The sequence below is a fragment of the Bradyrhizobium sp. AC87j1 genome, assembly GCF_002936975.1.
In the GTDB taxonomy this organism is placed as follows: domain Bacteria; phylum Pseudomonadota; class Alphaproteobacteria; order Rhizobiales; family Xanthobacteraceae; genus Bradyrhizobium; species Bradyrhizobium shewense.
This window is the reverse complement of the sequence record NZ_PTFE01000037.1, coordinates 14,011-35,929: the sequence shown is the minus strand read 5'-3', so window position 1 is coordinate 35,929 and position 21,919 is coordinate 14,011. Positions and strand designations below refer to the sequence as shown.

Sequence of the window (21,919 nt, the reverse complement as noted above, 5' to 3'; positions counted from 1 at the left end):
GAGGCTTATTGCTTCTCGGTCAGCTTCTTCAGGCTGGCGAGGCCGGCATCGAAATCCTTGCCGATCATGCTGTCCATGTTGATGAACACCTGCATGATCTTGGACATGAACGGAGCCGGACCGTACATCGCCCATGTGACCAGAGTGGCATCGCCTTGCGGCACAAAGGTGAACTCGGCGGTGTTGTGACCTTCGAACGGCCGCTCGAAATCGAGCTTGATGCGAAGCTTGGACGGCCCGGTCGCCTCGAGGATCTCCATGCGGCCGGCGCCGACATTGTTGTTGCCGTCCCAGGCATAGGTCGCGCCCTTGCCTCCCTCAGATCCACCGAAGGTGCGCTTCATGGCGGGATCGCGGGTCTCATAGGGCGACCAGTTGGTCCAGCGGCGGAAATCGGCGACCTGCGGATAGATCGCACCGGCCGTCGCCTTCACCGCGAGGCTTCGCTCGACGCGGAAGGTGTCAGGCTTTGTCAGGGCGAAGGCAAGGACGCCCACAAGTGCGGCGGCGAGCAGGATGGCAATAATGGCAACGGCTTTCAGCATGAGGAGCTCCGTGGATACGGGCTTAGGACGAACGGGAATGGCGGAGGCCGACAATTGACGACGAAATTATTCTGCCGTCATTCCGGGGCACCCGAAGGGTGAACTATGGTGCGCTATTGCGCACCTGAGGTCTGGTCCTTCGGACCATCCCGGAATGACGCGTGCGGCGTCACTTCACTTTCGCGCCCTGCCGCGCGCCGGACTTCGGCTGGCTGTCCCGGATCAGGCGATCGATGTGCATGCGGATGTGGGCCGCCTCTGCGGACGTGTTGGCAAGTGCGATGGCGCGGTCGAAGGCGACACGCGCCTCGTCGTTGCGGCCGAGCTGCATCAGGAAGGCGCCGCGCACGCCGTAGAAATGGAAGTAGTTGGCGAGCTTCGGCGCAAGCGGCTCGATCAGATCGAGCGCGGCTTGCGGCCCTTGCACCTTCGAGACCGCGACCGCGCGGTTGAGCGTCACCACGGGAGACGGCTGCACAACTTCAAGCGCGCCATAGAGCAGGTCGATCTGCGCCCAGTCGGTCTCCTCCGGCGTCGACGCGCGGGCATGCAATGCAGCGATCGCGGCCTGGATCTGATAGGGCCCGCTGCGGCGGTGGCGCATCGCCTTGTCGATCAGCGCCAGCCCTTCCGCGATCATGGTGCCGTTCCACAGCGAGCGGTCCTGGTCGTCCAGCAGGATCAGCGAGCCATCCGCGGCAAAGCGCGCGGCACTGCGCGCATGCTGCAGCAAGATGAGCGCCGTGAGCCCCATGATCTCCGGCTCGCTCGGAAACAGCCTGAGCAGCAGGCGCCCCAGCCGGATCGCCTCCTCGCAGAGTGGCTTGCGTATCTCCGCGGTGTCGCCGCTCGCCGAATAGCCCTCGTTGAAGATCAGGTAAATCATCGCCGCGACACCGGCGAGCCGCTCGGAGCGCTCGATTGCGCCGGGCGCTTCGAACGGCGTCCCGGCTTCGGCGACCTTCGCCTTGGCGCGGGTGATGCGCTGCTCCATCGCCGCGTCCGACACCAGGAAGGCGCGCGCGATCTGCTTCACGGTAAGCCCCGACACGATGCGCAACGCCAGCGCGATCTGCTGCGTCGCCGGCAATTGCGGATGGCAGCAGATGAACATCAACCGCAGGATGTCGTCGCGGTAGTGCGAGCCGTCCAGCCGTTCGGCCAGCGCGCCTTCGGCGTCGTCGAGATCGGAGATCGCCTGATCGTCCTCCGGCAGCGGCTGCTGCTTGCGGGTCCGGCGCACCTCGTCGATGGCGGCATTGCGGCCGACCATGATCAGCCAGGCCGCAGGATCGCGCGGCGGCCCGTTCTGCGGCCAGGTCTTGAGCGCGCGCAGGGAGGCGTTCTGGAACGCCTCCTCGGCGGTGTCGAGATCGCGGAAATAACGCAGCAGCGCGCCGACCGCCTGGGGTCGCGCCGAGGTCAGCGCGGTCTCGATCCAGCCGGTGTCGGTCTCGCTCACGTCAAATTTCCTCCGGGCCGGAACACGCCGACGGGACGCACCTCATAGGCGCCGCCGGGATTGGCAGCGCCAAGGTCGCGCGCGACGTCGAGCGCCTCATCGAGATTCTTGCAGTCGACGATGTAGAAGCCGAGCAGCTGCTCCTTGGTCTCGGCATAGGGGCCGTCCAGCACCAGCGGCGGATCTTCCTTGCGCAAGGTCGCAGCTGCCGTGGTCGGCAGCAGCCGCGCGACCGGCCCGAGCCGGCCCTGCTGGGTGAGCTTCTCCTGCACCACGGCGAGCTTCTTCATCACGGCCTCGTCCTGCTCCTTGCTCCAGGAGCCGACGAAGTCCTCATCGTGATAGCAAAGGATGGCATAAAGCATAGGCGACACTTTCCTCGTCTGTTCTAAAGACGCGCCAATATGCCCCGCCCCGACAGGACTGCGGAAAAAATTTGCAAGAAAAATCCGGCAGATCGTGCCAAGGAGGGCCTTCGTAAGCGGAACCCGACGAGGCACTTCGAATGACCAAGGGCACACTGGCCGTCCTGATCAACAGCACGCAGCAGAACTGGTTGCCGGAGCGCTGGAAGGCCCGGTTTGATGCTGTCTGCGGCGGCCGCCGTGTGGTGCTGCTGCCGGATCCCACGCTCGATCCCGCCGAGGTGCACTATGCCACGGTGTGGAAGCCGGTGCCCGGCGATCTCGGCGCCTTCCCCAATCTGCGGGCGATCTTCAATCTCGGCGCCGGCGTCGATGCGCTGATGGCGGACAAGAGCCTGCCAAATGTGCCGCTGGTCCGGGTCGCGGTGCCTGACCTCACCAACCGCATGACTGAATATGTCGTGCTGCATGTGCTGATGCACCACCGCCAGGAGCTTTATTTGCGAGACTCGCAGCGGGCAAAACGCTGGGAGCCGAAATATCAATGGCCGGCGAGCGCGGTCACGGTTGGGATCATGGGGCTTGGCACGTTAGGAGCGGATGCGGCCGACGTGCTGCGCCGGCTCGGCTTCCGCGTCGCCGGCTGGAGCCGCAGCCCGCGCACGATCGACGGCGTCGAATGCTTCCATGGCACCGCCGGCATGGATGCCTTCCTGCGCAAGACCGACATCCTGGTCTGCCTGCTGCCGCTGACGCCCGACACGCACGGCATCCTCAACCGCGACGTCTTCACCAAGCTCAACCGCAACAGCCCGCTCGGCGCGCCGGTGCTGATCAATGCCGGCCGCGGGGGCCTGCAGAACGAGGCCGACATCCTCGCCTGCCTCGATGAAGGCACGCTGGGCGCCGCCTCGCTCGATGTCTTCGTGCAGGAGCCGCAGCCGGCGGACAGCCGGTTCTGGACCCATCCCAAGGTGGTGCTGACGCCCCACAACGCAGCCGACACCGACGCGGACGCGATCTCGGCCTATGTCGCCGAGCAGATCGCACGGTTCGAGGCCGGCGGCGCGCTGGAGAACGTGGTGGACCGGGCCAGGGGTTATTGAGGCTCTCGGGATTTTGCGAACGCTGGCGCCTCATGTTCAGTGTCGTCCCCGCCTAGTGCGCAATTGCGCACGGGCGCGGGGATCCATACCGCGTGATCTCTCGATCGCAAACAGAAGCGGTACCGAACGACGAGTCTTCGGCAAACTCCTCCCTGGGGTTATGGGTCCCCGCCTTCGCGGGGACGACGCCTTTGTTTTGGCGGATGGCTTCCCCTCCCCCACAACCACCGCGCTCCGCCGGTATCCCGTTCACCCTCTCTTAGCGAGAAGTTGATAAGCGTTGTTAACCAACGCTCAAACAACGAGTCGGACATGCGCGCGAGCCTCGGCCTCAGGATGCGGATCACGGTTGCCCTCGCGGTGACGGCGGCGGCAACCGCCCTGTTTGCGGTGCTCGGGGCGATGTGGATCATCGCGGGGATCATCGACCGCGCCGACCAGCGCGAGCTGCACAGCCATTATGATGCCCTTCAGTCGCGCATCGCCGAGGAATCGCACCGGGCCGCCGCCATGAGCACGGTCGTGGCCGCGATGCCGGCGACGCAGGATGCGATGGCCAAGCAGGACCGCAACGCCCTGATAGCCCTGTTCGGGCCGGTCTTTGCCGCGACCAAATCGGAATACGGTGTCGAGCAATTCCAGTTCCATGTGGCGCCAGCGACCTCGTTCCTGCGCGTGCACCAGCCCGCCAAGTTCGGCGACGACCTCAGCGGATTCCGCAAGACCGTCGTCGTCGCCAACCAAGATCGCAAGGTCGTGGTCGGCCTCGAAGGCGGCGTCGCCGGGCTCGGCATCCGCGGCGTGGTGCCGATCGCGCAAGGGGCTAAGCATCTCGGCTCGGTCGAATTCGGCCTGACCTTCGGCCAGTCCTTCCTCGACGATTTCAAGACCAACCGCCATGTCGACGTCGCCTTCCACCTCGCCGACGGCTCGGGCTTCAAGCTGTTCGGCGGCACGCTGAAGGGCAAGAGCTTCTTCGACGCGGCCGATTACGGCCGCGCTACCACAGGCAACTTCACGGTGAAGCGGGCCAAGCTCGACAACACGCCGGTGGCAGCGCTGCTCGGCCCGATCAAGGATTTTTCCGGAAAGCCGCTCGGCGCCGTCGAGTTGGTGATGGACAATGCCGATTACGAGGCCTCGGCCGACCGCGCCTGGATGCTCGCGATCGCGATCGCCGCGATCGGGCTCTTGCTTGCCGCCATCGTCGGCTATCTCATCGCCCGCAGCATCTCGCGTCCGATCCTCTCCATCACGTCCGTCATGCGTGAGCTCGCAGACGGCCGGACCGACGTCACCATCCCCGCCAGCAAGGCGAACGACGAAGTCGGGGCGATGGTGAAGGCGGTCGCGGTGTTCCGCGACAACGCCGTCAATTTTGGCAAGCTTCAGGCCGAGCAGCTGGAGGCCAAGGCGCAGTCCGAAGCGGAGAAGCGGCGCGCCTTCGCCGCCCTTGCCGACAATTTCGAGGCCAGCATCCGCGACGTCGTCACCACGGTGTCCTCAGCTGCGGTCGAGATGGAGCATACGGCGCGGTCGATGTCGGCCATCGTCGAGCAGTCCCGACAGCAAACCGGCGCCGTGTCGTCCGCCTCGGCGCTTGCCTCTGAAAACGTGCAGACCGTCGCGGCAGCGGCCGAGGAACTGTCTTCCTCAATGACGGAGATCAGCCGTCGTCTGGCTCATGCGACCGAGGTGGTCGGCAAGGCCGCCAGCGACGGACGGCAGTCGAATGCGCGTGTGCAGAGCCTGGCTGAGGCTGCGCAGAAGATCGGCGACGTCGTCTCCTTCATCAACGGCATCGCGGGCCAGACCAACCTGCTGGCGCTGAACGCGACGATCGAAGCGGCGCGCGCGGGCGAAGCCGGCCGCGGCTTTGCCGTGGTCGCTTCCGAGGTCAAGGCACTGGCGACGCAGACGGCGAAGGCGACCGAGGAGATCGGGGCGCAGGTCAACGCGGTGCAGGGCGAGACATCAGGCGCTGTGGACGGCATCCAGTCGATCTGCGCGACGATCCAGCAGGTCGACGAAATCTCCGCCGCGATCGCCGCAGCCGTCGGCCAGCAGGGCACGGCGACGCAGGAGATCGCACAGAACGTCCAGCAGGCGGCCGCCCGCACCGGCGAGGTCTCACAGAACATCTCCGGTGTCACTGCCGGCATCGCCGCAACGGGCACGGCGGCGGAGGAAGTGCTGGGTTCGGCGATCGAGCTGTCGAAGCAGTCGCAGCGGCTGCGGGACGAGGTGGATCGCTTCCTCGCGCAGATCCGGGCTGCGTAACTGGACGAGGACCAGCGCGGCCAATTCGGTGTCGTCCCCGCGAACGCGGGGACCCATACCGCGTGATCGCTCGATAGCGCTCTGTTCTAGTACCGAAGACCCCTCAGCTCCGAATCTTCGCCAAACCCCTCCCTGGGGTTGGGTCCCGGATCTTCGCTCCGCTTCGCTGCGCTTGTCCGGGACGACAGCTAGGGCTTGGTCCCCACCATCACATCAATCGCGCCCTTCACGATCGCCTCCAGCTCCTTGCGCGCCACGCGCGCGCGGGAGCGGATGGCGATGGTGTGGACTGTGGCTGATGCGACCTGTGCCAGCACGACCGGATCGGCGCTCTCCGGCAGCTCGCCGTTCTCCTTGGCGCGACGGAAGCAGTTTGCAAAAGCCTTGTCGAGCTCGGTGAGACCGTCGAGCACCATGGCGCGAATCTCGGGATCGCCAACGGCCTCTGACGCCGCGGTCACCACCGTAAAGCAGCCGCGCGGACCGGTCTCGCCCGAGAGATAGATGTTCAGCGCGGAGGCGAAGATGCGTTCCAGCCGCTGACGCACCGGCATTTCCTCGCGGAAGATCGCGGCCATCGAAGCCCGCGCTTCCTCGCGGTAGCGCTGATAGCTCTTGATGTAGAGCTCGCGCTTGTCGCCGAAGGCGCCGTAAAGGCTCGGGCGATTCATGCCGGTGGCCTCGCTGAGATCGTCGAGCGAAGTCGCGGCAAAACCCTGCTTTCGGAACAGGTCGAGCGCCTTGCCGAGTGCAACGTCGGGCTCGTAGGCGCGCGGACGGCCGCGGCGCTTAGGTTGGCCGCGGCCCTCGGGTTCATTGGCAGCAGCTGGCGGCTTCGATTTTTGTACCATTTCGCAAATAATCCTTGACCGACCCCATATTATGCAAGATGGTACAAAAATCAATCTGGCCAGGTTGAGCGAAATCTCAGGAATTGCCCAAGGAGGCTACAGATGGATCTCTATTTCTCGCCGCTCGCCTGTTCGATGGCAACCCGCGTCGCGCTGTATGAAGCCGGTGCCGAGGCGAAATATCTCGAGGTCGACCCGCCGACCAAGACCGTGCTGAGCGACGGCTCCGACTTCCGCGCCGTCAATCCGATCGGCCTGGTGCCGACGCTGCGCACCGACGAGGGCGTGGTTCTGACCGAGAACGCGGCAATCCTGCAATACGTCGCCGACCGCTTCCCGCAATCCGGGCTCGGCGCCGCGGCAGGCATCGATCGCACGCGTCTGCATCAATGGCTATGCTTCATCGGCACCGAACTTCATAAGGGCCTCTTCATCCCGCTGCTCGACCGCAAGGCGCCGCAGGAGACCAAGGCCTATGCCCTCGAGAAGAACCTGTCGCGGCTCGACTATCTCGACAACTACCTGAAGGGGCGCGACTTCCTGCTCGATCATTTCAGCGTCGCCGACGCCTATCTGGTCACGGTCATCAACTGGACCATGGCGACGCCGCCGATCGAGCTCGCGAAATGGCCGAACGTGAAGGCCTATTACGAGCGCCTGCGCCAGCGGCCGTCAGTTGCGAAGGCGGTTGCGGAAGAGTTCGAGCTGTACAAGGCCGAGCTCGCGCGCAAGAAGGCGGCGGCGTAGGCCGAACTGAACACCCCTTCGCTCTTGCTCGCGCAAGACGTCGTCCCGGTCGACAAGCCGGGACAACGTTTGGCGCGCCTCTCTCGTGTCCCGGACGCGCTGCAGCGTTCTTACGCTGCTGCGCAGAGCCGGGACCCAGATGGCCGCACATTCCGCTGATGCATTGGCCCCGGCTCTGCAGCGCACTGCAACCATCGACGCTTCGCATCGCCGGGCGCGTTTCGCTGCGTCCGGGGCATGAGACCGTTGTTTGGCGATAGTTCGTAGGATGGGTAGAGCGAAGCGAAACCCATCAACGCTTGTTCCACGTTGAAACATGATGGGTTTCGCAAGGGCTCCACCCATCCTACGACATCGTTTCATCTGCACATACCTTCGCGTTCTCGCGGCTTGTTTCGCCCGAGCTTTGCTGATCTCTTCCGCCCTCTCGAAAGCAAGGGCGCAGGGAAGGCCGGGCGCCGGCTGGCACCCGAAGTCCCGCGTGTGCGAAAAGAAGCGCGCACGGGGTGGACGACAGGTGATGCCGGTCGCCCGGCCTTCCCTGCGCGATGGTTTTCACGGTGTCCTTCGTGCTCTCCTCGGGGAGCGATGCACTATTGCCCCCGTCGCCTTGCGGGAATAATCGATGCGCGCGCCGGTTGGCCGCCACATCTCCGCAGGACTTGACGCACAGACCCCGGGCGTCAGGACCACACGACTTCTTCGTCCGCGCACATCCTCGCTGGGTTCTCCACGGCTGGCGTGCGCTCGCCGTCGAGGCCATTCGAAGATGCTGTCAGCGCCGTGTCGTATCGCGCCTGCCGCTGCTCACGGTCTCCCGCCCTGCAGCCACCATTCGCGCCGACGCCGTCGGCCACCGCATCCCGGCCCGCGTCCCGTGACGATCGCGAAACGCCCCTTGTGGCGGGCGGGATGCTTCAGCTTGTACGGCAAAACCGAACTTCTGTAAATTCGAATATTTTTGTAAGGAGCTATCGACCCAGCGTTGGCGTGTTTTGGCCGTCGGACACCACAACGGATGGTAGGTGGGAGAGCCGGGCGGCCTGGCTGGGAGCTATTGAAAAAGTCGGCGACGAGACGTTGATTACCCGTACAGCACCCGCGGTAAAATCGTGACGATGCCGGGCCAGAGCGTCAGCAGCAGCACGAAGCCAACCATGATCATGAGATAGGGCAACGTGACACGCGCGATGTAGCCGAGGCCGTCCTCGGTGAGGCCCTGGATGACGAACAGGTTGAAGCCCACGGGCGGCGTGATCTGCGCCATCTCGACCGCGAGCACGAGGAAGATTCCGAACCAGATCTCGTCGAATCCCGCCCCCTTCACGATGGGCAGCACGATCGGCAAAGTCATCACGATCATCGAGAAGCCGTCGAGGAAGCAGCCGAGGATCAGGTAGAAGACGACCAGCACCACGATCAGCATGAAGGGCGACAGGCCGAGCCCCTTGACGAAGGCGGCCACGGCTTGAGGGATGCCGAGGAAGGCCGCGGCATTACCGAGGATCGAGGCGCCGAGCACGATCAGCGCGATCATCGAGCAGGTCACGACCGAGCCGATCAGCACGTCGCGCATCACCTGCTGCGACATCGAGCCCTGCGCCCAGGCGACCAGCGCCGCGCCGAGCACGCCGACGGCGGCGGCTTCCGACGGCGTCGCGAGCCCGCCATACATCGAGCCGAGCACGCAGGCGATCAGGAACAGCGCCGGCGCGAGGTCCTTCAGCGCGGCGAAGCGCTCGCTCCAGGGCACCTGCGAAAGCTTCGCTTCCGTTTCCGGCACCATCGCGGGCTTGAGGCTCGTATGCAGCATCACCCAGCCCATGAAGGTGGCGGCGAGCAGCAGGCCGGGCAGCACGCCGGCGGTGAACAGCTTCAGGATCGAGACGTCGCCGAGCACACCGTAGATAATCATGATGTTGGACGGCGGGATCAGGAAGCCGAGCGTGCCGGCGCCGGCGAGCGAGCCGATCGCGATGTCGCGCGAATAGCCGCGGCGCAGCAGCTCGTTGAGCGACATGCGGCCGATCACCTGCGTGGTCGCGGCCGACGAACCGGAGATCGCCGCGAAGATGGTGCAGCCGATCACGTTGACATGCAGAAGCCGGCCCGGCAGAAGCCCGGCCCAGGGCGCCAGCCCCTGAAACAGCGAGCGCGACAGGCGGGTGCGAAACAGCAGCTCGCCCATCAGGATGAACAGCGGAAGCGCCAGCAGTTCCTGCGTGGTCAGGATGTTCCAGGCGTACTGCGGCAACAGCTTGTCGAGCGGGATCGAGCGGAACATCGCGAGCAGAAGCGTCGCGGTGAGCGCGAGAGTGAGGCCAATCCACACGCCGCAGGCCAGCAGCGCAAACAGGATCGCGAACAGGGCGACAACTTCGATGGTCATGCGATCTTGAATCCGGGTGCGGGCGCTGCGGTCATTCGACGGGAGAGGCTTTCATGCGATGATCCTCCAGCGGCAGACCGATCACGGCCTGGATCGCGCGTGCCAGGAATTGCAGCGTGAGCAGCAGCATGCCGAAGGTGACGACGGCCTCCGGAAACCACAGCGGGGTATCGCTCGAGGTCGAGACCTGGCCGCGCGTATACGCGGCAAAGGCGAACTTCGCCATGGCTGAGGTCAGGAACGCCATGAAGGCGAAGCCGGCGGCCGCCGAGAGAATCTCGAGCGCGCGCTGCACCGGCACTGGTGCATTCTTGAGCAACAGCACGACGCGGATGTGGCCGCCGACGCGCAGGGTCATGGCGGCGCCGAAGGTGAAGGACGCCGCCATCAGATAAGACGAGTACTCCCAGGCAATCGAGATCGTCGGCGGGAAGAACGACAGGAAATTCGAGAGGAAGCGCGTTGCGACCTCGCACAGCATCAGCAGCGTCAGCGTCAGGAGACAACCGCCGCCGATCCAGCCGTCGAGGCGGCCGAGCCGGTCGATGCCGTCGAGCAGGATACGCAGCGGCGCGGGCGCCGCTGCGTTGAGGCTTTGCGGTGCTTCGGACGAAACGCTCACCACCACTCCGCCCTCAGCCGCGCTTCATTTCAGCGAGATAGGACCGTACCGGCTTGTCCGCAGCCGGAACGCGCTTGATGAAGGCATCCAGCTGCGGCGCCGTCTTGGCGCGAATGTCCGTCATCATCGCGTCCGAGACCGGCACCACCTCCATGCCGCCCTCCTTGAGGCGGTTGAGGCTGTCGACGTCGGCCTTGAGCGAGTTGGCCCAGAAGCCGGGCTCCATCTTCGCCGCGATATCCGCGACGAGCTTCTGCTGATCGGCGCCGAGCGCCTTCCAGGAATCCAGATTGACGGTGAGCATCTGCGACGACCAGACGTGGTTGGTCGGGTAGACGTATTTCAGGAATTCCCAGAACTTGCCGTCGACGCCCGATACCGACGAGGTGGAGACGCCGGCCACCGCGCCGGAGGCGAGCGCGGGAATCGTTTCGCCCCAGGGGATCATCACGGCGGCCATGCCGACCGCATTCAGCATATCGACCGCATTCTTGTCGGGCACGCGGATCTTGATGTTCTTCAGACCCTCGACGTCGGCGACTTTTGCCTTGAGGTGCAGATACTGCGTCGGCCAGGGCACAATGTAGAGGATCTTCTGGTTGTTGCGTGCAGCGATCTTCTCGTATTCGGGCCGCACATATTTGTGCAGGACCTTCAACTCGTCCACGGAGCCGCAGAGGAACGGGATGCTCTCGACGCCCATGAAGGGCTCGTCGCCGACCTGCTGGATGTTGAGAACGTCGGCGAGCGGCACCAGGCCGTCGCGCACGGCGCGCAAATGCTCGGGTCCCTTGAAGCCGAGCTGGCCACCGGCCTTCACGGTGATCGCGACCGAGCCGCCGGTCTGCTTCTTCACCTCCTCGGCGAAGGCCATCGCATTCTGAGTGTGGAAATTGCCGTCGGGCCAGACCGTCGACATGTCCCAGCTTGTCGTCGCTGCCCGGGCGCGGGTCGAGATGTGGCCGGCGGCGAGCAGCGTCGCTGCGCCCGCGGTGAAGTTCCGTCGCGTGATCATTGCTCCCCCTCCGTTTACAAGCGCACTGACTTCAGCGCGCGTACCCATAAATTGCAGCCGCATTGTCCGAAGATACGAGGCCGCTTTCGATGTCGTCCTTGACCGCCGCGCGATCGCGCGTCGTGGGAGCACCGATGCCGGCGCCGCCGGGCGTCAGCACGACAAGCCGGTCGTCCGGCGGCACCTGCTGAAATCCTTTTCCACGCAGCTTTTTTCCAGACTTGAGGCCGACATAGCCGGCCTCGCCGTTCTTGCCGCCATCGCGCCCGCGCGGCGGATGATCGATGCGGTCGAACGCCGCCAGGATGTCGAAGGGCGCATCGACGCCGCTGCCGACCTCGATGATCTGGCCGAGGCCGCCGCGGGTGCGCCCTGCCCCGCCGGAATCCGGACGCAGCTCCTTGCGCCAGAAGATCAAAGGCGTCTGCGTCTCCGCGATCTCGACCGGCGTGCCGCGCACGCCGCTAGGATAGGCGGTGGCCGACAGCCCATCCTTGCCGAAGCGCGCACCGGTGCCGCCATTGGAGGTCACCGCCATCGAGAATCCGTAGTTGCCGCCGACGCCGGAGCGGGTCTGGCCGCGGACGTTGAGATTCCACAGGCACGAGGTGCCTTCCGCGGGCACGCGCTCGGGAATGATCTGACGCAGGCAGCCGAACACGACGTCGGGCAGCATCTGGCCGATGATGTGGCGCGAGGCGACCGGCGCGGGCTTGGGTGCATTGAGGATCGCGCCTGCGGGTGCCGACACCGTCAGCGGCGACAGCGAGCCGGCATTGTTCGGGATCTGCGACGCCACGACGCAGCCGAGGCCGAACACGGTATAGGCGGTGGTGTAGGACAAGGGCACGTTAATGCCGAACTTCGAGGCCGCGGAGGTGCCGTCGAAATCGACATGGATGCCCGCATCCGAGATCGTCAGCGTCGCCGCCAGCGTCACCGGGGCATCATAGCCGTCGACCACCATCGTGTTGCGCCAGCTGCCCTTCGGCAGCTTTGCGATTTCGGCGAGAACCGCCTCGCGGGAGCGGTCGCAGATGTAATCGCCGAGCTCATCGAGCGTGTCGATGCCGAACTCGGTCATCATCTCGACCAGTCGCTCGCAACCGACGTCGTTGCAGCCCGCGAGCGAATAGGTGTCGCCTTCGGTATCGATCGGCAGCCGCGTGTTGGTGCGGATCATCGCCATCAGCGTCTCGTTGACGACGCCCTGGTCGATCAGCTTCAGCATGGGGATGTAGAGCCCCTCCATGAACACGTCGGTGGCGTCAGGCCCGAAGCCGATGCCGCCGATGTCCATCAGATGGCTGGTGCAGGAGAACAGCGCGACCGGCTTGCCGTCCTTGAAGCAGGGCGTGGTGACGACGAAGTCGTTGAGATGACCGGTGCCCATCCAGGGATCGTTGGTGATGTAGGCATCGCCCTCCTTCATCGTCTCGATCGGGAAGTGGTTGATGAAGTGCTTGACCGATTCCGCCATCGAATTGACGTGACCGGGCGTGCCCGTCACCGCCTGCGCCAGCATCCGCCCCTTGAGGTCGAACACGCCAGCCGAGAGGTCGCCGCATTCGCGCACGATCGGGCTGAAGGCGGTGCGGAGCAGCACCTGGGCCTGCTCCTCGACCACGGCGATCAGCCGGTGCCACATGATCTGAAGGTCGATCAGGCTCGCGCCACTTGCCTTGCTCATGATCAAGCCGCCTTTCGTTCCATGACGATGCTGCCGGCACCGTCGATATGGGCGTCAAAACTGGTGGAGACGAAGGTGGAGGTCTCGTCCTCCGCGATCACGGCCGGGCCTGCGATGGTCGCCCCCGGCGCCATGTCCTCGCGGCGATAGAGCGGGATCTCGATCACCTCGCCGGCGCGGCCGTCGAAGAATTTGCGGCTGCCGATAGCCTTGCCGGCAGGCTTGCGTGTGACGGCGGCAACGGTGGACGGATTGCGCGCCTCGGTGGTCGCAAGCACCGACCAGCTCAACACCTCGATGGCAGCGCCCGGAATCGGCCGCTCGAACATCGCGGAATAGTCCGCCTCGAACTTCTGGCGCAGGCCGGCGAGATCGGCCCCCGTCAGCCGCCGGTTCGGCAGCTCGACCGAGATCTCATGGCCCTGGCCGACATAGCGCATGAAGGCGGCACGTCGCTCGCGCACCGGCGCACCGGCAGCGCCAGGCTCGACCAGCGCGCGCGCCTCGGTCACCATCTCCTGCAGGAGATCCGACACAGCTTCAGTGTCGAAATCATCGAGCCGGACATGTCGGCTGCGCACGAGCTCATAGGCGATCGGTGCCGCGAGGAAACCGACGGCCGAGCCGACGCCGGCATTGGAGGGCACGATCACGCGGGAAACGCCGATCTTCTCGGCAACGCGCGCCGCATGCAACGGCGCGGCGCCGCCAAAGGCGATCAGCGTGTGCTGGCCGACAATCTCGCCGCGCTCGACCGCATGGACACGCGCCGCACTTGCCATGTTCTCGCAGACGACCTCGTGCACGGCATAGGCCGCAGTCTCTGCCGACAAGCCGAGCGGCTCGCCGACATCACGCAGCAGCGCCTGCTTCGACAGCTCCGGGTCAAGCTTGATGGTGCCGGCTGCGAACGCATCGGGATCGATCATGCCGAGCGCTACGTCCGCATCGGTCACGGCCGGACGCTGGCCGCCGCGGCCATAGCAGGCCGGGCCCGGCTCGGACGACGCACTCTCGGGCCCGACGGTGACGCGCTTCATCGCGTCGACATGGGCGATCGAGCCGCCGCCGGCGCCGATCTCGACCATCTCGATCACGGGAATGCGCACCGGCAGGCCGGAGCCTTTAAGGAAACGTGCGGCGCGATCGACCTCGAACACGCGCGAGGTCTCGGGTTGATATTTTTCGATCAGGCAGATCTTTGCCGTGGTGCCGCCCATGTCGAAGGACAACACCTTGCTCTCGCCAAGACGCGCCGCGATCTGGGCCGCGAAGATCGCGCCGCCGGCAGGCCCGGATTCGACGAGACGCACCGGAAAGCGCCGTGCCGTCTCGATCGAAGTGACGCCACCACCTGACGTGACGAGATAAATGGCGCCGCGGAACTGCTCGACCTGCAAGGCGTCGGCCATGCGGGCGAGATAACCGTCGATCAGGGGTTGCACATAGGCGTTGGCGACCGCTGTCGATGTGCGCTCATACTCGCGAATCTCCGGGCAAACGGCCGAAGACACGGTCACGGAGATGCCCGGCATCTCCTCGGCCAGGATCGCGGCCGCACGTCGCTCGTGCTCGGGGTTGGCGTAGGAGTGCAGGAAGGCGATCGCGACGCTCTGGACACCCAGCTCACGCAATTTCGGCGCGAGTGCACGCACCGCCGCTTCGTCGAGCGCGAGACGGACGGCGCCGTGGGCGTCGACGCGCTCGGGCACGGTGAAACGCAGGCTGCGCGGCGCCAGCGGCCTCGGCTTGTCGATTCCGAGATCATATTGATCATAGCGGCTCTCGGTGCCGATATCGAGCACGTCGCGAAAGCCTTCGGTCGCGATCAGGGCCGTCTTGGCACCGCGGCGCTCGATGATGGCGTTGGTCGCCAGCGTGGTGCCGTGAATGAAGACGTCGATGTCGCTGATATGCGCGCGCGCGTCTGCGAGAATGAGACGCATGCCGTCCAGCACGGCCTGTTCGGGACGCTGCGGCGTCGTCAGCAGCTTGCGCGTCTTGCGATCCAAACCCACGTCCAGCACGATGTCGGTGAACGTGCCACCGATATCGACGGCAAGCCGCACCTCGGCTCCCTCAAGCATTCCAAATTCTCCGCGCTGATCGTCAAGTCTGAGGTCGAAAGCGCAGCAATTTCCATGCCATGGACGACAAGGACAACGCCGCGCCCGGCCATTCTGCTTGGCACCTATGCAATAGGCAAGCTGAGTTCGCCGCCCGCGCGATCAGAGCAGGAATGCAAGCGCCGCCTCGCACCGCTCCCCGACCTTCAGCGTCAGGAGATCGTCGGCGCGGGTGCGGCCGAGATTGACCGCCGCAATCGGAATATTGCGCTGCGCGGCAGCCTGTACGAAGCGGAATCCGGAATAGACCATCAGCGAGGAGCCGACGACGAGCATGGCGTCGGCCTGCGCCAGATGATCCTGCGCGGTGGCGACGATGTCGCGGGGCACGTTCTCGCCGAAGAACACGACGTCGGGCTTGAGGATGCCGCCGCAGGCTTCGCAAGGGGGCACGTGGAAAGACGAAAAATCCTCGTGCTCCAGATCAGCGTCGCCATCGGGTGCATCGGCCGCATCGAGCGTCAGCCACGCCGCATTCGCCCGACCAAGCGCATGCTGAAACTCATCGCGCGGCGTCTTGCGGCCGCAGCCCATGCAGCGAACCAGATCGAGCCGGCCGTGCAGGTCGATCACCTGGCGGTGGCCGGCGGACTGATGCAGCCGGTCGACGTTCTGGGTCAGCAGCATCCCGCACCGGCCGTTCGCCTCGAGCCGGGCCAGCGCACGATGCGCATCGTTCGGGCGAGCCTGGCCGAACCGCCGCCAGCCGATCAGGCTGCGCGCCCAATAGCGCCGCCGCGTATGCTCGTCCGACATGAAGGACTGGAAGTTGACCGGTTGGGTCCGCTTCCAGTCGCCATTGCTGTCGCGATAATCGGGAATGCCCGAATTGGTGCTGCAGCCGGCACCGGTCAGCACGAACAGCTTTTCGTGCCGGCCGACGAAATCCTGGAGCGGGGAGCTTGCCCGTGGAGCGTTTACCATTGCGCAGATGTAGTCTGCGCGGGCCGGTTTTGCCAGATCATCGCAGTCCGCGGCGCATCGCGACCCGGATGGACGGCTATCGCGGGGACCGGCGGCCGGTGAGATCGAGCGGACGCACTTTCTCTTGTCCGGCAATGCGGGCGGCTTGCTGCAGCGTCAGTCGGAATTCATCCCGCTTCTCGTGCACCGAGGCTATCGCATTCCCGACCGCAACTCCGAGGCCGACCAGTGCCGCTTCCGAAAGCTGCAGGCTTGCCTCGATGGTTTCCGGCACCGCATCGGTTGCGCCGATCGCATAGAGGTGGCGGGCATGGTCGGCGTCCCGCGCACGTGAAACGATCAGCACATCCGGCCGCACCGCCCGGATCCGCTCGACGACAGCATCGATCGCCGGCCGCGACTGGATGGTAATGATCACACCGGTCGTCTGCATCAGGCCGCAAGCTTCGAGGAAACCGAGCTCTGTCGCGTCACCAAAATAGACCTTGTGACCGTCGCGGCGGTCGCGCGCCACGGCGACGGCCTCGTGATCGACCGCGATGTAGTTCAGGCCGTGGCTGGTGAGCAGCGAACAGACGACTTTTCCAACGCGGCCGTAGCCGACCACGATGGCCTGCGCCCGATCGCCGGGCGGCCGAACCGCCAGTTCGGGATCGGGCGAGCGCTCAGGACCCAGCTTCGCGGCCAATCGTCGTCCGAGCGCGCCCAAAAGCGGCGTCAAGGCCATCGTTACGGCGGTGACAGCGACGGCAAAGCTCGACACGCGCGGCTCGATCAGACCGCCGGCCGCCGCCATTCCGATGCTGACGAACGCGAATTCGCCGACGGGACCGAGCAGGAAGCCGATCTCGATCGCCGTCGCCCAGGAGAGCTTGAAGAGCCGGCCGAGGAGGATGAGCACGATCGCCTTGCCGACGAGAATGCCGATGACCGCGGCCAGCAACCAACCAGGCTCGCGCATGAACACGCGGAAGTCGATGGCCATGCCGACGGTGAAGAAGAAGATGCCCAGCAGCAGGCCCTTGAACGGCTCGACGGTGGCCTCAATGGCCTTACCATACTCCGTTTCCGCCAGCATCAGTCCCGCAACGAATGCTCCGAGCGCCATCGACAGGCCTGCCTGGTGGGCGGCAATCCCTGCGCCGACGATGACGAACAAGGTCGCGGCAACAAACAGCTCCGTCGAATGGGTGCCTGCAACCATCTGGAACAGCGGCCGCATCAGCAGCCGCCCGAGCAGAGTGAGGACAGCGACGGCCAGCGCGGCCTTCAGGATTGCGCTGGAGATGTGCGCCAGGACGGAGCCGTCACTCCCGGCGCCGAGCACCGAGACGAAAACCAGAATGGGAACGACTGCGAGGTCCTGGGCCAGCAGCACCGAGAAGGTCGCGCGACCGGCAGTGGTCGCAAGTCGTTTCTCAGTGGACAAAAGCTCGAGCACGATCGCCGTCGAGGACAGCGCAAGGCTCGCGCCCAGGATGACGGCCGTATCCGAGCTCTGCCCGGAGAGAAGCGTCACGCCGAAAATCATGGCGGACGTCGCCAGCACCTGCAGGCCGCCAAGCCCGAACACCAGGCGTCGCATCGTGACGAGCCGCCTGAAAGACAGTTCGAGCCCAATCAGGAACAGCAGGAAGACGATGCCGAGATTGGCGATACCCTCGACGTTCTGCGCGTCGGCGACGGTGACCCAGTACAGGAGCGGGAGCTGCTGAACGAGCGAGCCGAGCCCGAGCGGACCGAGAATGGCGCCGGCGCCGAGATAGCCCAGCACGGGATTGATGCCCCAATGGCGGACAATCGGCACCACGACACCGGCCGTGCCGAGGACCACCAGCGCGTCGCTGTAGGCATTGATGTTGATGGTTGTGGTCACGAGCCCTTCATGTGTCGACGCTTGCCAATAGCGGCAGCGTCGTCCACGGTCGATAGCACACGGCGCCGCAGACCCCTACCCGGCCGAACCGCCATCCTCACAGTCCCAAACTGAGGTCAACTCGCCCAGTTCTCGCGAAACTCGGGGAATAGCGTCATGCCTCCGCAGGCGTAGAGGGTCTGCCCCGTGATGTAGCTCGCATCGTCCGAGGCGAGGAAGGCGAATACGGCGGCGATCTCCTCCGGCGTGCCGACACGCCCCATCGGAATGTGGCTGGTGACGACGCCGCGCTTTTCGGGATCGCCAGTCCAGGCCGCGTTGATCGGCGTGTCGATCGCGCCAGGCCCGACCGCGTTGACGCGAATGCCGCGGCCGGCGAACTCCAGCGCCAGCGTGCGCGTCAGATTGGCCATGCCACCCTTGCTGATCGAATACGCGAGATAGCCGGGTTTCGGGATGATCTGGTGCACGCTGGAGCAGTTGATGATGGAGCCCCCTCCTCCGCGCGCCACGAGATGCGCGAGCGCCTTCTGGGCGCAGAGCACGGCACCGTTCAGGTTGACGTCGATGATCCGGCGATAGGTCTCGATGTCGAGCGCCTCGCTCGGCGACTCCCGCTGGAAACCGGCATTGTTGACAAGACAATCGAGGCGTTTCCAGCGCGCCAGAATCGTCTCGAACATCGCGGCGATCTCCTGTTCGTTGCCGACATCGGCCTTGACGATGAAATGATCGAGCTTGCCATGGCCGCGATCGCCCGATGCCGTGCGTGCATGCGCCAGCGTCTCCTCGGCCCCTTCAGGGTGACCGAAATAATTGATGGCGACGGTCGCGCCCTCTTGCGCGAGCCGGATGGCGACGGCGCGGCCGATGCCCTGCGAGGCGCCGGTCACCAGGGCGTATTGGCCAACGAGGCGCGAGGGAAAGGAGGTCGAGCGATCGGTTTGCGGCATGGGTTCTCTCCGGGATGTCTCATCATCGACGGACGGCGGGTTTTGTTCCATCCCTTTCGTGCATCGCTGGGATTCATTCCGCGCGGCGCGCGAGTGGCGAGGTCAGGATCTGGTAGAGGATGATGGCGCCAAAAGTTGCGGTGCCGATCCCGCCGATCGTGAACGCGCCAAATTTGAGCGTGAGGTCGCCCGCACCGGCGGTCAGCGCCACGGCGAGGGTGATCAGGTTTGCAGGATTGGCGAAGTCGACCTTGTTCTCGACCCAGATCCGGCCGGCCATCGCCGCAATCAGCCCGAACAGCACGATCGAGAGGCCGCCGATGACGGGCCCCGGGATCGACAGGATCAGCGCGCCGAATTTCGGCGAGAAGCCAAGCAGGATCGACACGATGGCGGCGAAGGCGAACAGCAATGTCGAATAGACCTTCGTCGCCGCCATAACGCCGATATTCTCGGCATAAGTGGTGACGCCGGTGCCGCCGCCGCAGGCCGCCACGATGGTCGCAAGGCTGTCGGCGAACAGGGCGCGGCCGAGATAGGCATCCAGACTCCGGCCCGTCATGGCGCCGACGGCCTTGATGTGACCGAGGTTCTCGGCGACGAGAATGATCGCAACCGGCGCGATCAGAAAGATCGCATCGGCCTGGAATGTCGGCGTGGAAAAGCTCGGCATGCCGAGCCACGGCGCGGCCGAAAGCTGAGTGAAGTCGATCGGCTTGCCGAAACCGAGGCCGTTGGCGAACAGCAAGTACAGAAGATATCCACCGATCGCGCCGAGGATGATCGGCAGGCGGCGCCACAGGCCTGGCGCCGCAACGGCCACCACGCCGATGATCAGAACGGTCGCAAGCCCGATTCCCGTATCGAACGTGCCGGCGCTCACCGCCTTGACCGCCACGGGCGCGAGGTTGAGGCCGATCGCCGCGACCACCGCACCGGTGACGGCCGGTGGCAGCAGCCGCTCGACCCAGCCGACCCCCGACCACATCACGATGAGCGCGATCACGCCATAGAGCACTCCGGCTCCGACGATGCCGCCAAGCGCGACCGACAGATTCGGGTTCGGCCCCTGCCCGGCATAGCCGGTGGCGGCGATCACGACAGCGATGAACGCGAAGCTCGAGCCGAGATAGCTCGGCACGCGCCCGGCGACGATGACGAAGAAGATCAGCGTGCCGATGCCGGAGAACAGGACGGCGACGTTGGGATCGAAACCCATCAGCAGCGGCGCGATGATCGTCGAGCCCGACATGGCGACGCAATGCTGGAGACCGGAGACGATCGTCTGGCCCCATGACAGCCGCTCCTCCGGCATGATCACGCCCGAGGTCTTCAACGTCCAACGGGGGAAATAGATTTGCTGTTGCCGGCCGGAGCCTGAAGAAGTCGACATGTTCCCCCCAGTTGCGGTGCAGCGACCGATCTTCGTGCGAACAGACAAAAATGTGATTGTCGCTTCTGCGGCGACCATCACATGATGCAAGCCATGCAAGATCGAAATCACGCAAAATCAATGCGTTCCGGGGCCACTCTATGACACAAGTCGCGATCCAGCCAGCCATCCGTCGCCGGCAACAGCCCTGGTACAAGATCCTCTACGTGCAGGTGCTGATCGCGATCGCGCTCGGCGTACTCATCGGCTATTTCTACCCCGATCTCGGCAAGGCCTTGAAGCCGCTCGGCGACGGCTTCATCGCGCTGATCAAGATGATGATCGCGCCGGTGATCTTCTGCACTGTGGTGCACGGCATCTCCTCGATGGGCGACCTCAAGCGCGTCGGCCGATTCGGGCTGAAGTCGCTGATCTATTTCGAGACGGTCTCGACCGTCGCGCTCGCGGTCGGCCTCCTGGTCGGCGAGATTCTACAGCCCGGGCACGGCTTCAATATCGATCCCGCCACGATCGATCCGAAATCAGTGGCCACCTACGTCACCAAAGCCAAGGAAGAAGGCATCGTCGCCCATCTGATGGCGATCATCCCCGACAGCTATTTGGGCGCGATCGCGCGCGGCGATCTTTTGCAGGTGCTGCTGATCTCGATCCTGTCCGGCTTCGCCATCGCCTTCCTCGGCAAAGCCGGCGAGCCCATTGCGGACGCGATCGACAAGGCCGCGAAGATGTTCTTCGGCATCATCCGCATCATCGTGCGCGTCGCCCCGATCGGCGCCTTCGGCGCGATGGCGTTCACGGTCGGCGCCTACGGCCTCGGCTCGCTGATCAATCTCGCCGCCCTGATCGGCACGTTCTATCTCACCAGCATGCTGTTCGTGCTCGTGGTGTTAGGTGCGATCGCGCGGCTCGCCGGCTTCTCGATCCTCCGCTTCATCGCCTACATCAAGGACGAGCTGCTGATCGTGCTCGGCACGTCGTCCTCCGAGACGGTGCTGCCGCAGATGATCCAGAAGATGGAGCATCTCGGCGCCTCGCGGTCAGTGGTCGGCCTCGTGATTCCGACCGGCTACAGCTTCAACCTCGACGGCACCAACATCTACATGACGCTGGCGACGCTGTTTCTGGCGCAGGCGACCAACACGCATCTGACCATCTGGCAGGAGCTCGGCATTTTGGGCATCGCCATGATCACCTCGAAGGGTGCCTCTGGCGTGACCGGCGCGGGCTTCATCACGCTCGCAGCGACACTGTCGATCGTGCCTGATATCCCGATCCAGTCGATCGCGATCCTGGTCGGCATCGACAAGTTCATGAGCGAATGCCGAGCGCTGACCAATCTGATCGGCAACGGCGTCGCCTGCGTGGTCATCAGCATCTCCGAAGGCGAGCTCGACCGCGAGGCGCTGCATGAGACCATGGCCCATCCGCTCGAGATCGGCGAAGCGCTCGAGCCGGGCGGGAGTGCAGCATCGTAGGTTGCAAACCAGCCGGCTCAGCGCGGTTCCGACGCGGTAGTTTCCCGGAGTGGTCAATTGCTGCGGGACGCGTCACAACAGTTGCGTTGGGATCACGGAT

17 protein-coding genes are annotated in these 21,919 nt (G+C 65.0%); 4 read left to right on the top strand and 13 right to left on the bottom strand.

All coding sequences use genetic code 11. From position 1 onward, the window contains the following. Window positions 1-5: 5 nt before the first annotated feature. The 3 genes from CV770_RS20080 to CV770_RS20070 all read right to left on the bottom strand — a co-directional run bounded on the left by CV770_RS20080 (window position 6) and on the right by CV770_RS20070 (window position 2,372). Entirely contained in the window at window positions 6-545 is a 540-nt protein-coding gene (locus CV770_RS20080; RefSeq protein ID WP_091956414.1) for an SRPBCC family protein, read from the bottom strand. A 169-nt stretch (window positions 546-714) separates the two neighbouring features. Then, window positions 715-2,007, bottom strand: a complete 1,293-nt coding sequence (locus CV770_RS20075) for an RNA polymerase sigma factor (RefSeq protein ID WP_104463539.1) — start codon at window positions 2,005-2,007, stop codon at window positions 715-717. After that, window positions 2,004-2,372 (bottom strand): YciI family protein, encoded by a 369-nt coding sequence (locus tag CV770_RS20070; RefSeq protein WP_028140339.1) that lies wholly within the window; start codon window positions 2,370-2,372, stop codon window positions 2,004-2,006. Before CV770_RS20070 ends, CV770_RS20075 begins: the two co-directional genes overlap by 4 nt. A 140-nt stretch (window positions 2,373-2,512) precedes the next feature. Here CV770_RS20070 and CV770_RS20065 point away from each other — a divergent pair, with 140 nt between their 5' ends. Both CV770_RS20065 and CV770_RS20060 read left to right on the top strand, forming a co-directional pair. Then, window positions 2,513-3,478 carry a 2-hydroxyacid dehydrogenase gene (locus CV770_RS20065; RefSeq protein WP_104463538.1) on the top strand — a complete coding sequence of 322 codons (966 nt, stop codon included), beginning with the start codon at window positions 2,513-2,515 and terminating at the stop codon, window positions 3,476-3,478. Between the two features lie 312 nt (window positions 3,479-3,790). Next, window positions 3,791-5,758 carry a methyl-accepting chemotaxis protein gene (locus CV770_RS20060; protein ID WP_161500009.1) on the top strand — a complete coding sequence of 656 codons (1,968 nt, stop codon included), beginning with the start codon at window positions 3,791-3,793 and terminating at the stop codon, window positions 5,756-5,758. A 188-nt stretch (window positions 5,759-5,946) separates the two neighbouring features. Here CV770_RS20060 and CV770_RS20055 read toward each other — a convergent pair whose 3' ends face one another. Next, entirely contained in the window at window positions 5,947-6,609 is a 663-nt protein-coding gene (locus CV770_RS20055) for a TetR/AcrR family transcriptional regulator (RefSeq protein ID WP_104463537.1), read from the bottom strand. Between the two features lie 102 nt (window positions 6,610-6,711). Between CV770_RS20055 and CV770_RS20050 the strand changes: the two genes are divergently transcribed. Next, window positions 6,712-7,356, top strand: a complete 645-nt coding sequence (locus CV770_RS20050; RefSeq protein WP_091956410.1) for a glutathione binding-like protein — start codon at window positions 6,712-6,714, stop codon at window positions 7,354-7,356. 1,084 nt (window positions 7,357-8,440) lie between these two features. Here CV770_RS20050 and CV770_RS20040 read toward each other — a convergent pair. From CV770_RS20040 to CV770_RS20000, 9 genes are all read right to left on the bottom strand, one after another. Then, a complete protein-coding gene (locus CV770_RS20040; RefSeq protein ID WP_091956409.1) occupies window positions 8,441-9,745 on the bottom strand; it encodes a TRAP transporter large permease in 1,305 nt (434 codons plus the stop codon). A 31-nt stretch (window positions 9,746-9,776) separates the two neighbouring features. After that, window positions 9,777-10,370, bottom strand: coding sequence for a TRAP transporter small permease subunit (locus CV770_RS20035; protein WP_104463558.1), 594 nt, complete (start codon window positions 10,368-10,370; stop codon window positions 9,777-9,779). A gap of 10 nt (window positions 10,371-10,380) precedes the next feature. Then, a complete protein-coding gene (locus CV770_RS20030; RefSeq protein WP_104463536.1) occupies window positions 10,381-11,382 on the bottom strand; it encodes a TRAP transporter substrate-binding protein in 1,002 nt (333 codons plus the stop codon). A 31-nt stretch (window positions 11,383-11,413) separates the two neighbouring features. Continuing rightward, window positions 11,414-13,072, bottom strand: a complete 1,659-nt coding sequence (locus CV770_RS20025) for a hydantoinase B/oxoprolinase family protein (RefSeq protein ID WP_104463535.1) — start codon at window positions 13,070-13,072, stop codon at window positions 11,414-11,416. Window positions 13,073-13,074: 2 nt separating this feature from the next. Further along, a complete protein-coding gene (locus CV770_RS20020; protein WP_091956406.1) occupies window positions 13,075-15,159 on the bottom strand; it encodes a hydantoinase/oxoprolinase family protein in 2,085 nt (694 codons plus the stop codon). A 141-nt stretch (window positions 15,160-15,300) separates the two neighbouring features. Next, the gene (locus CV770_RS20015; RefSeq protein WP_104463534.1) at window positions 15,301-16,122 is read right to left on the bottom strand and encodes an NAD-dependent protein deacetylase; all 822 of its coding nucleotides are present in this window, start codon (window positions 16,120-16,122) and stop codon (window positions 15,301-15,303) included. A 76-nt stretch (window positions 16,123-16,198) separates the two neighbouring features. Continuing rightward, window positions 16,199-17,998: a cation:proton antiporter domain-containing protein gene (locus tag CV770_RS20010; protein WP_091956404.1), complete on the bottom strand. Its 1,800-nt coding sequence runs from the start codon at window positions 17,996-17,998 to the stop codon at window positions 16,199-16,201. Between the two features lie 116 nt (window positions 17,999-18,114). Then, on the bottom strand, window positions 18,115-18,951 hold the full coding sequence (locus tag CV770_RS20005) for an SDR family oxidoreductase (RefSeq protein WP_104463533.1): 837 nt from the start codon (window positions 18,949-18,951) through the stop codon (window positions 18,115-18,117). 73 nt (window positions 18,952-19,024) lie between these two features. Beyond that, on the bottom strand, window positions 19,025-20,344 hold the full coding sequence (locus CV770_RS20000) for a solute carrier family 23 protein (RefSeq protein WP_104463532.1): 1,320 nt from the start codon (window positions 20,342-20,344) through the stop codon (window positions 19,025-19,027). 140 nt (window positions 20,345-20,484) lie between these two features. Here CV770_RS20000 and CV770_RS19995 point away from each other — a divergent pair, with 140 nt between their 5' ends. Further along, window positions 20,485-21,819 (top strand): dicarboxylate/amino acid:cation symporter, encoded by a 1,335-nt coding sequence (locus tag CV770_RS19995; protein WP_104463531.1) that lies wholly within the window; start codon window positions 20,485-20,487, stop codon window positions 21,817-21,819. The last annotated feature ends 100 nt before the right edge of the window (window positions 21,820-21,919 follow it).

What these genes read in the sequence shown, in the direction of transcription:
- CV770_RS20080 (WP_091956414.1), bottom strand. Translation starts at nt 545, where the DNA reads ATGCTGAAAGCCGTTGCCATTATTGCCATCCTGCTCGCCGCCGCACTT.
- CV770_RS20070 (WP_028140339.1), bottom strand. Translation starts at nt 2,372, where the DNA reads ATGCTTTATGCCATCCTTTGCTATCACGATGAGGACTTCGTCGGCTCC.
- CV770_RS20065 (WP_104463538.1), top strand. Translation starts at nt 2,513, where the DNA reads ATGACCAAGGGCACACTGGCCGTCCTGATCAACAGCACGCAGCAGAAC.
- CV770_RS20060 (WP_161500009.1), top strand. Translation starts at nt 3,791, where the DNA reads ATGCGCGCGAGCCTCGGCCTCAGGATGCGGATCACGGTTGCCCTCGCG.
- CV770_RS20055 (WP_104463537.1), bottom strand. Translation starts at nt 6,609, where the DNA reads ATGGTACAAAAATCGAAGCCGCCAGCTGCTGCCAATGAACCCGAGGGC.
- CV770_RS20050 (WP_091956410.1), top strand. Translation starts at nt 6,712, where the DNA reads ATGGATCTCTATTTCTCGCCGCTCGCCTGTTCGATGGCAACCCGCGTC.
- CV770_RS20040 (WP_091956409.1), bottom strand. Translation starts at nt 9,745, where the DNA reads ATGACCATCGAAGTTGTCGCCCTGTTCGCGATCCTGTTTGCGCTGCTG.
- CV770_RS20030 (WP_104463536.1), bottom strand. Translation starts at nt 11,382, where the DNA reads ATGATCACGCGACGGAACTTCACCGCGGGCGCAGCGACGCTGCTCGCC.
- CV770_RS20025 (WP_104463535.1), bottom strand. Translation starts at nt 13,072, where the DNA reads ATGAGCAAGGCAAGTGGCGCGAGCCTGATCGACCTTCAGATCATGTGG.
- CV770_RS20020 (WP_091956406.1), bottom strand. Translation starts at nt 15,159, where the DNA reads ATGCTTGAGGGAGCCGAGGTGCGGCTTGCCGTCGATATCGGTGGCACG.
- CV770_RS20015 (WP_104463534.1), bottom strand. Translation starts at nt 16,122, where the DNA reads ATGGTAAACGCTCCACGGGCAAGCTCCCCGCTCCAGGATTTCGTCGGC.
- CV770_RS20005 (WP_104463533.1), bottom strand. Translation starts at nt 18,951, where the DNA reads ATGCCGCAAACCGATCGCTCGACCTCCTTTCCCTCGCGCCTCGTTGGC.
- CV770_RS20000 (WP_104463532.1), bottom strand. Translation starts at nt 20,344, where the DNA reads ATGTCGACTTCTTCAGGCTCCGGCCGGCAACAGCAAATCTATTTCCCC.
- CV770_RS19995 (WP_104463531.1), top strand. Translation starts at nt 20,485, where the DNA reads ATGACACAAGTCGCGATCCAGCCAGCCATCCGTCGCCGGCAACAGCCC.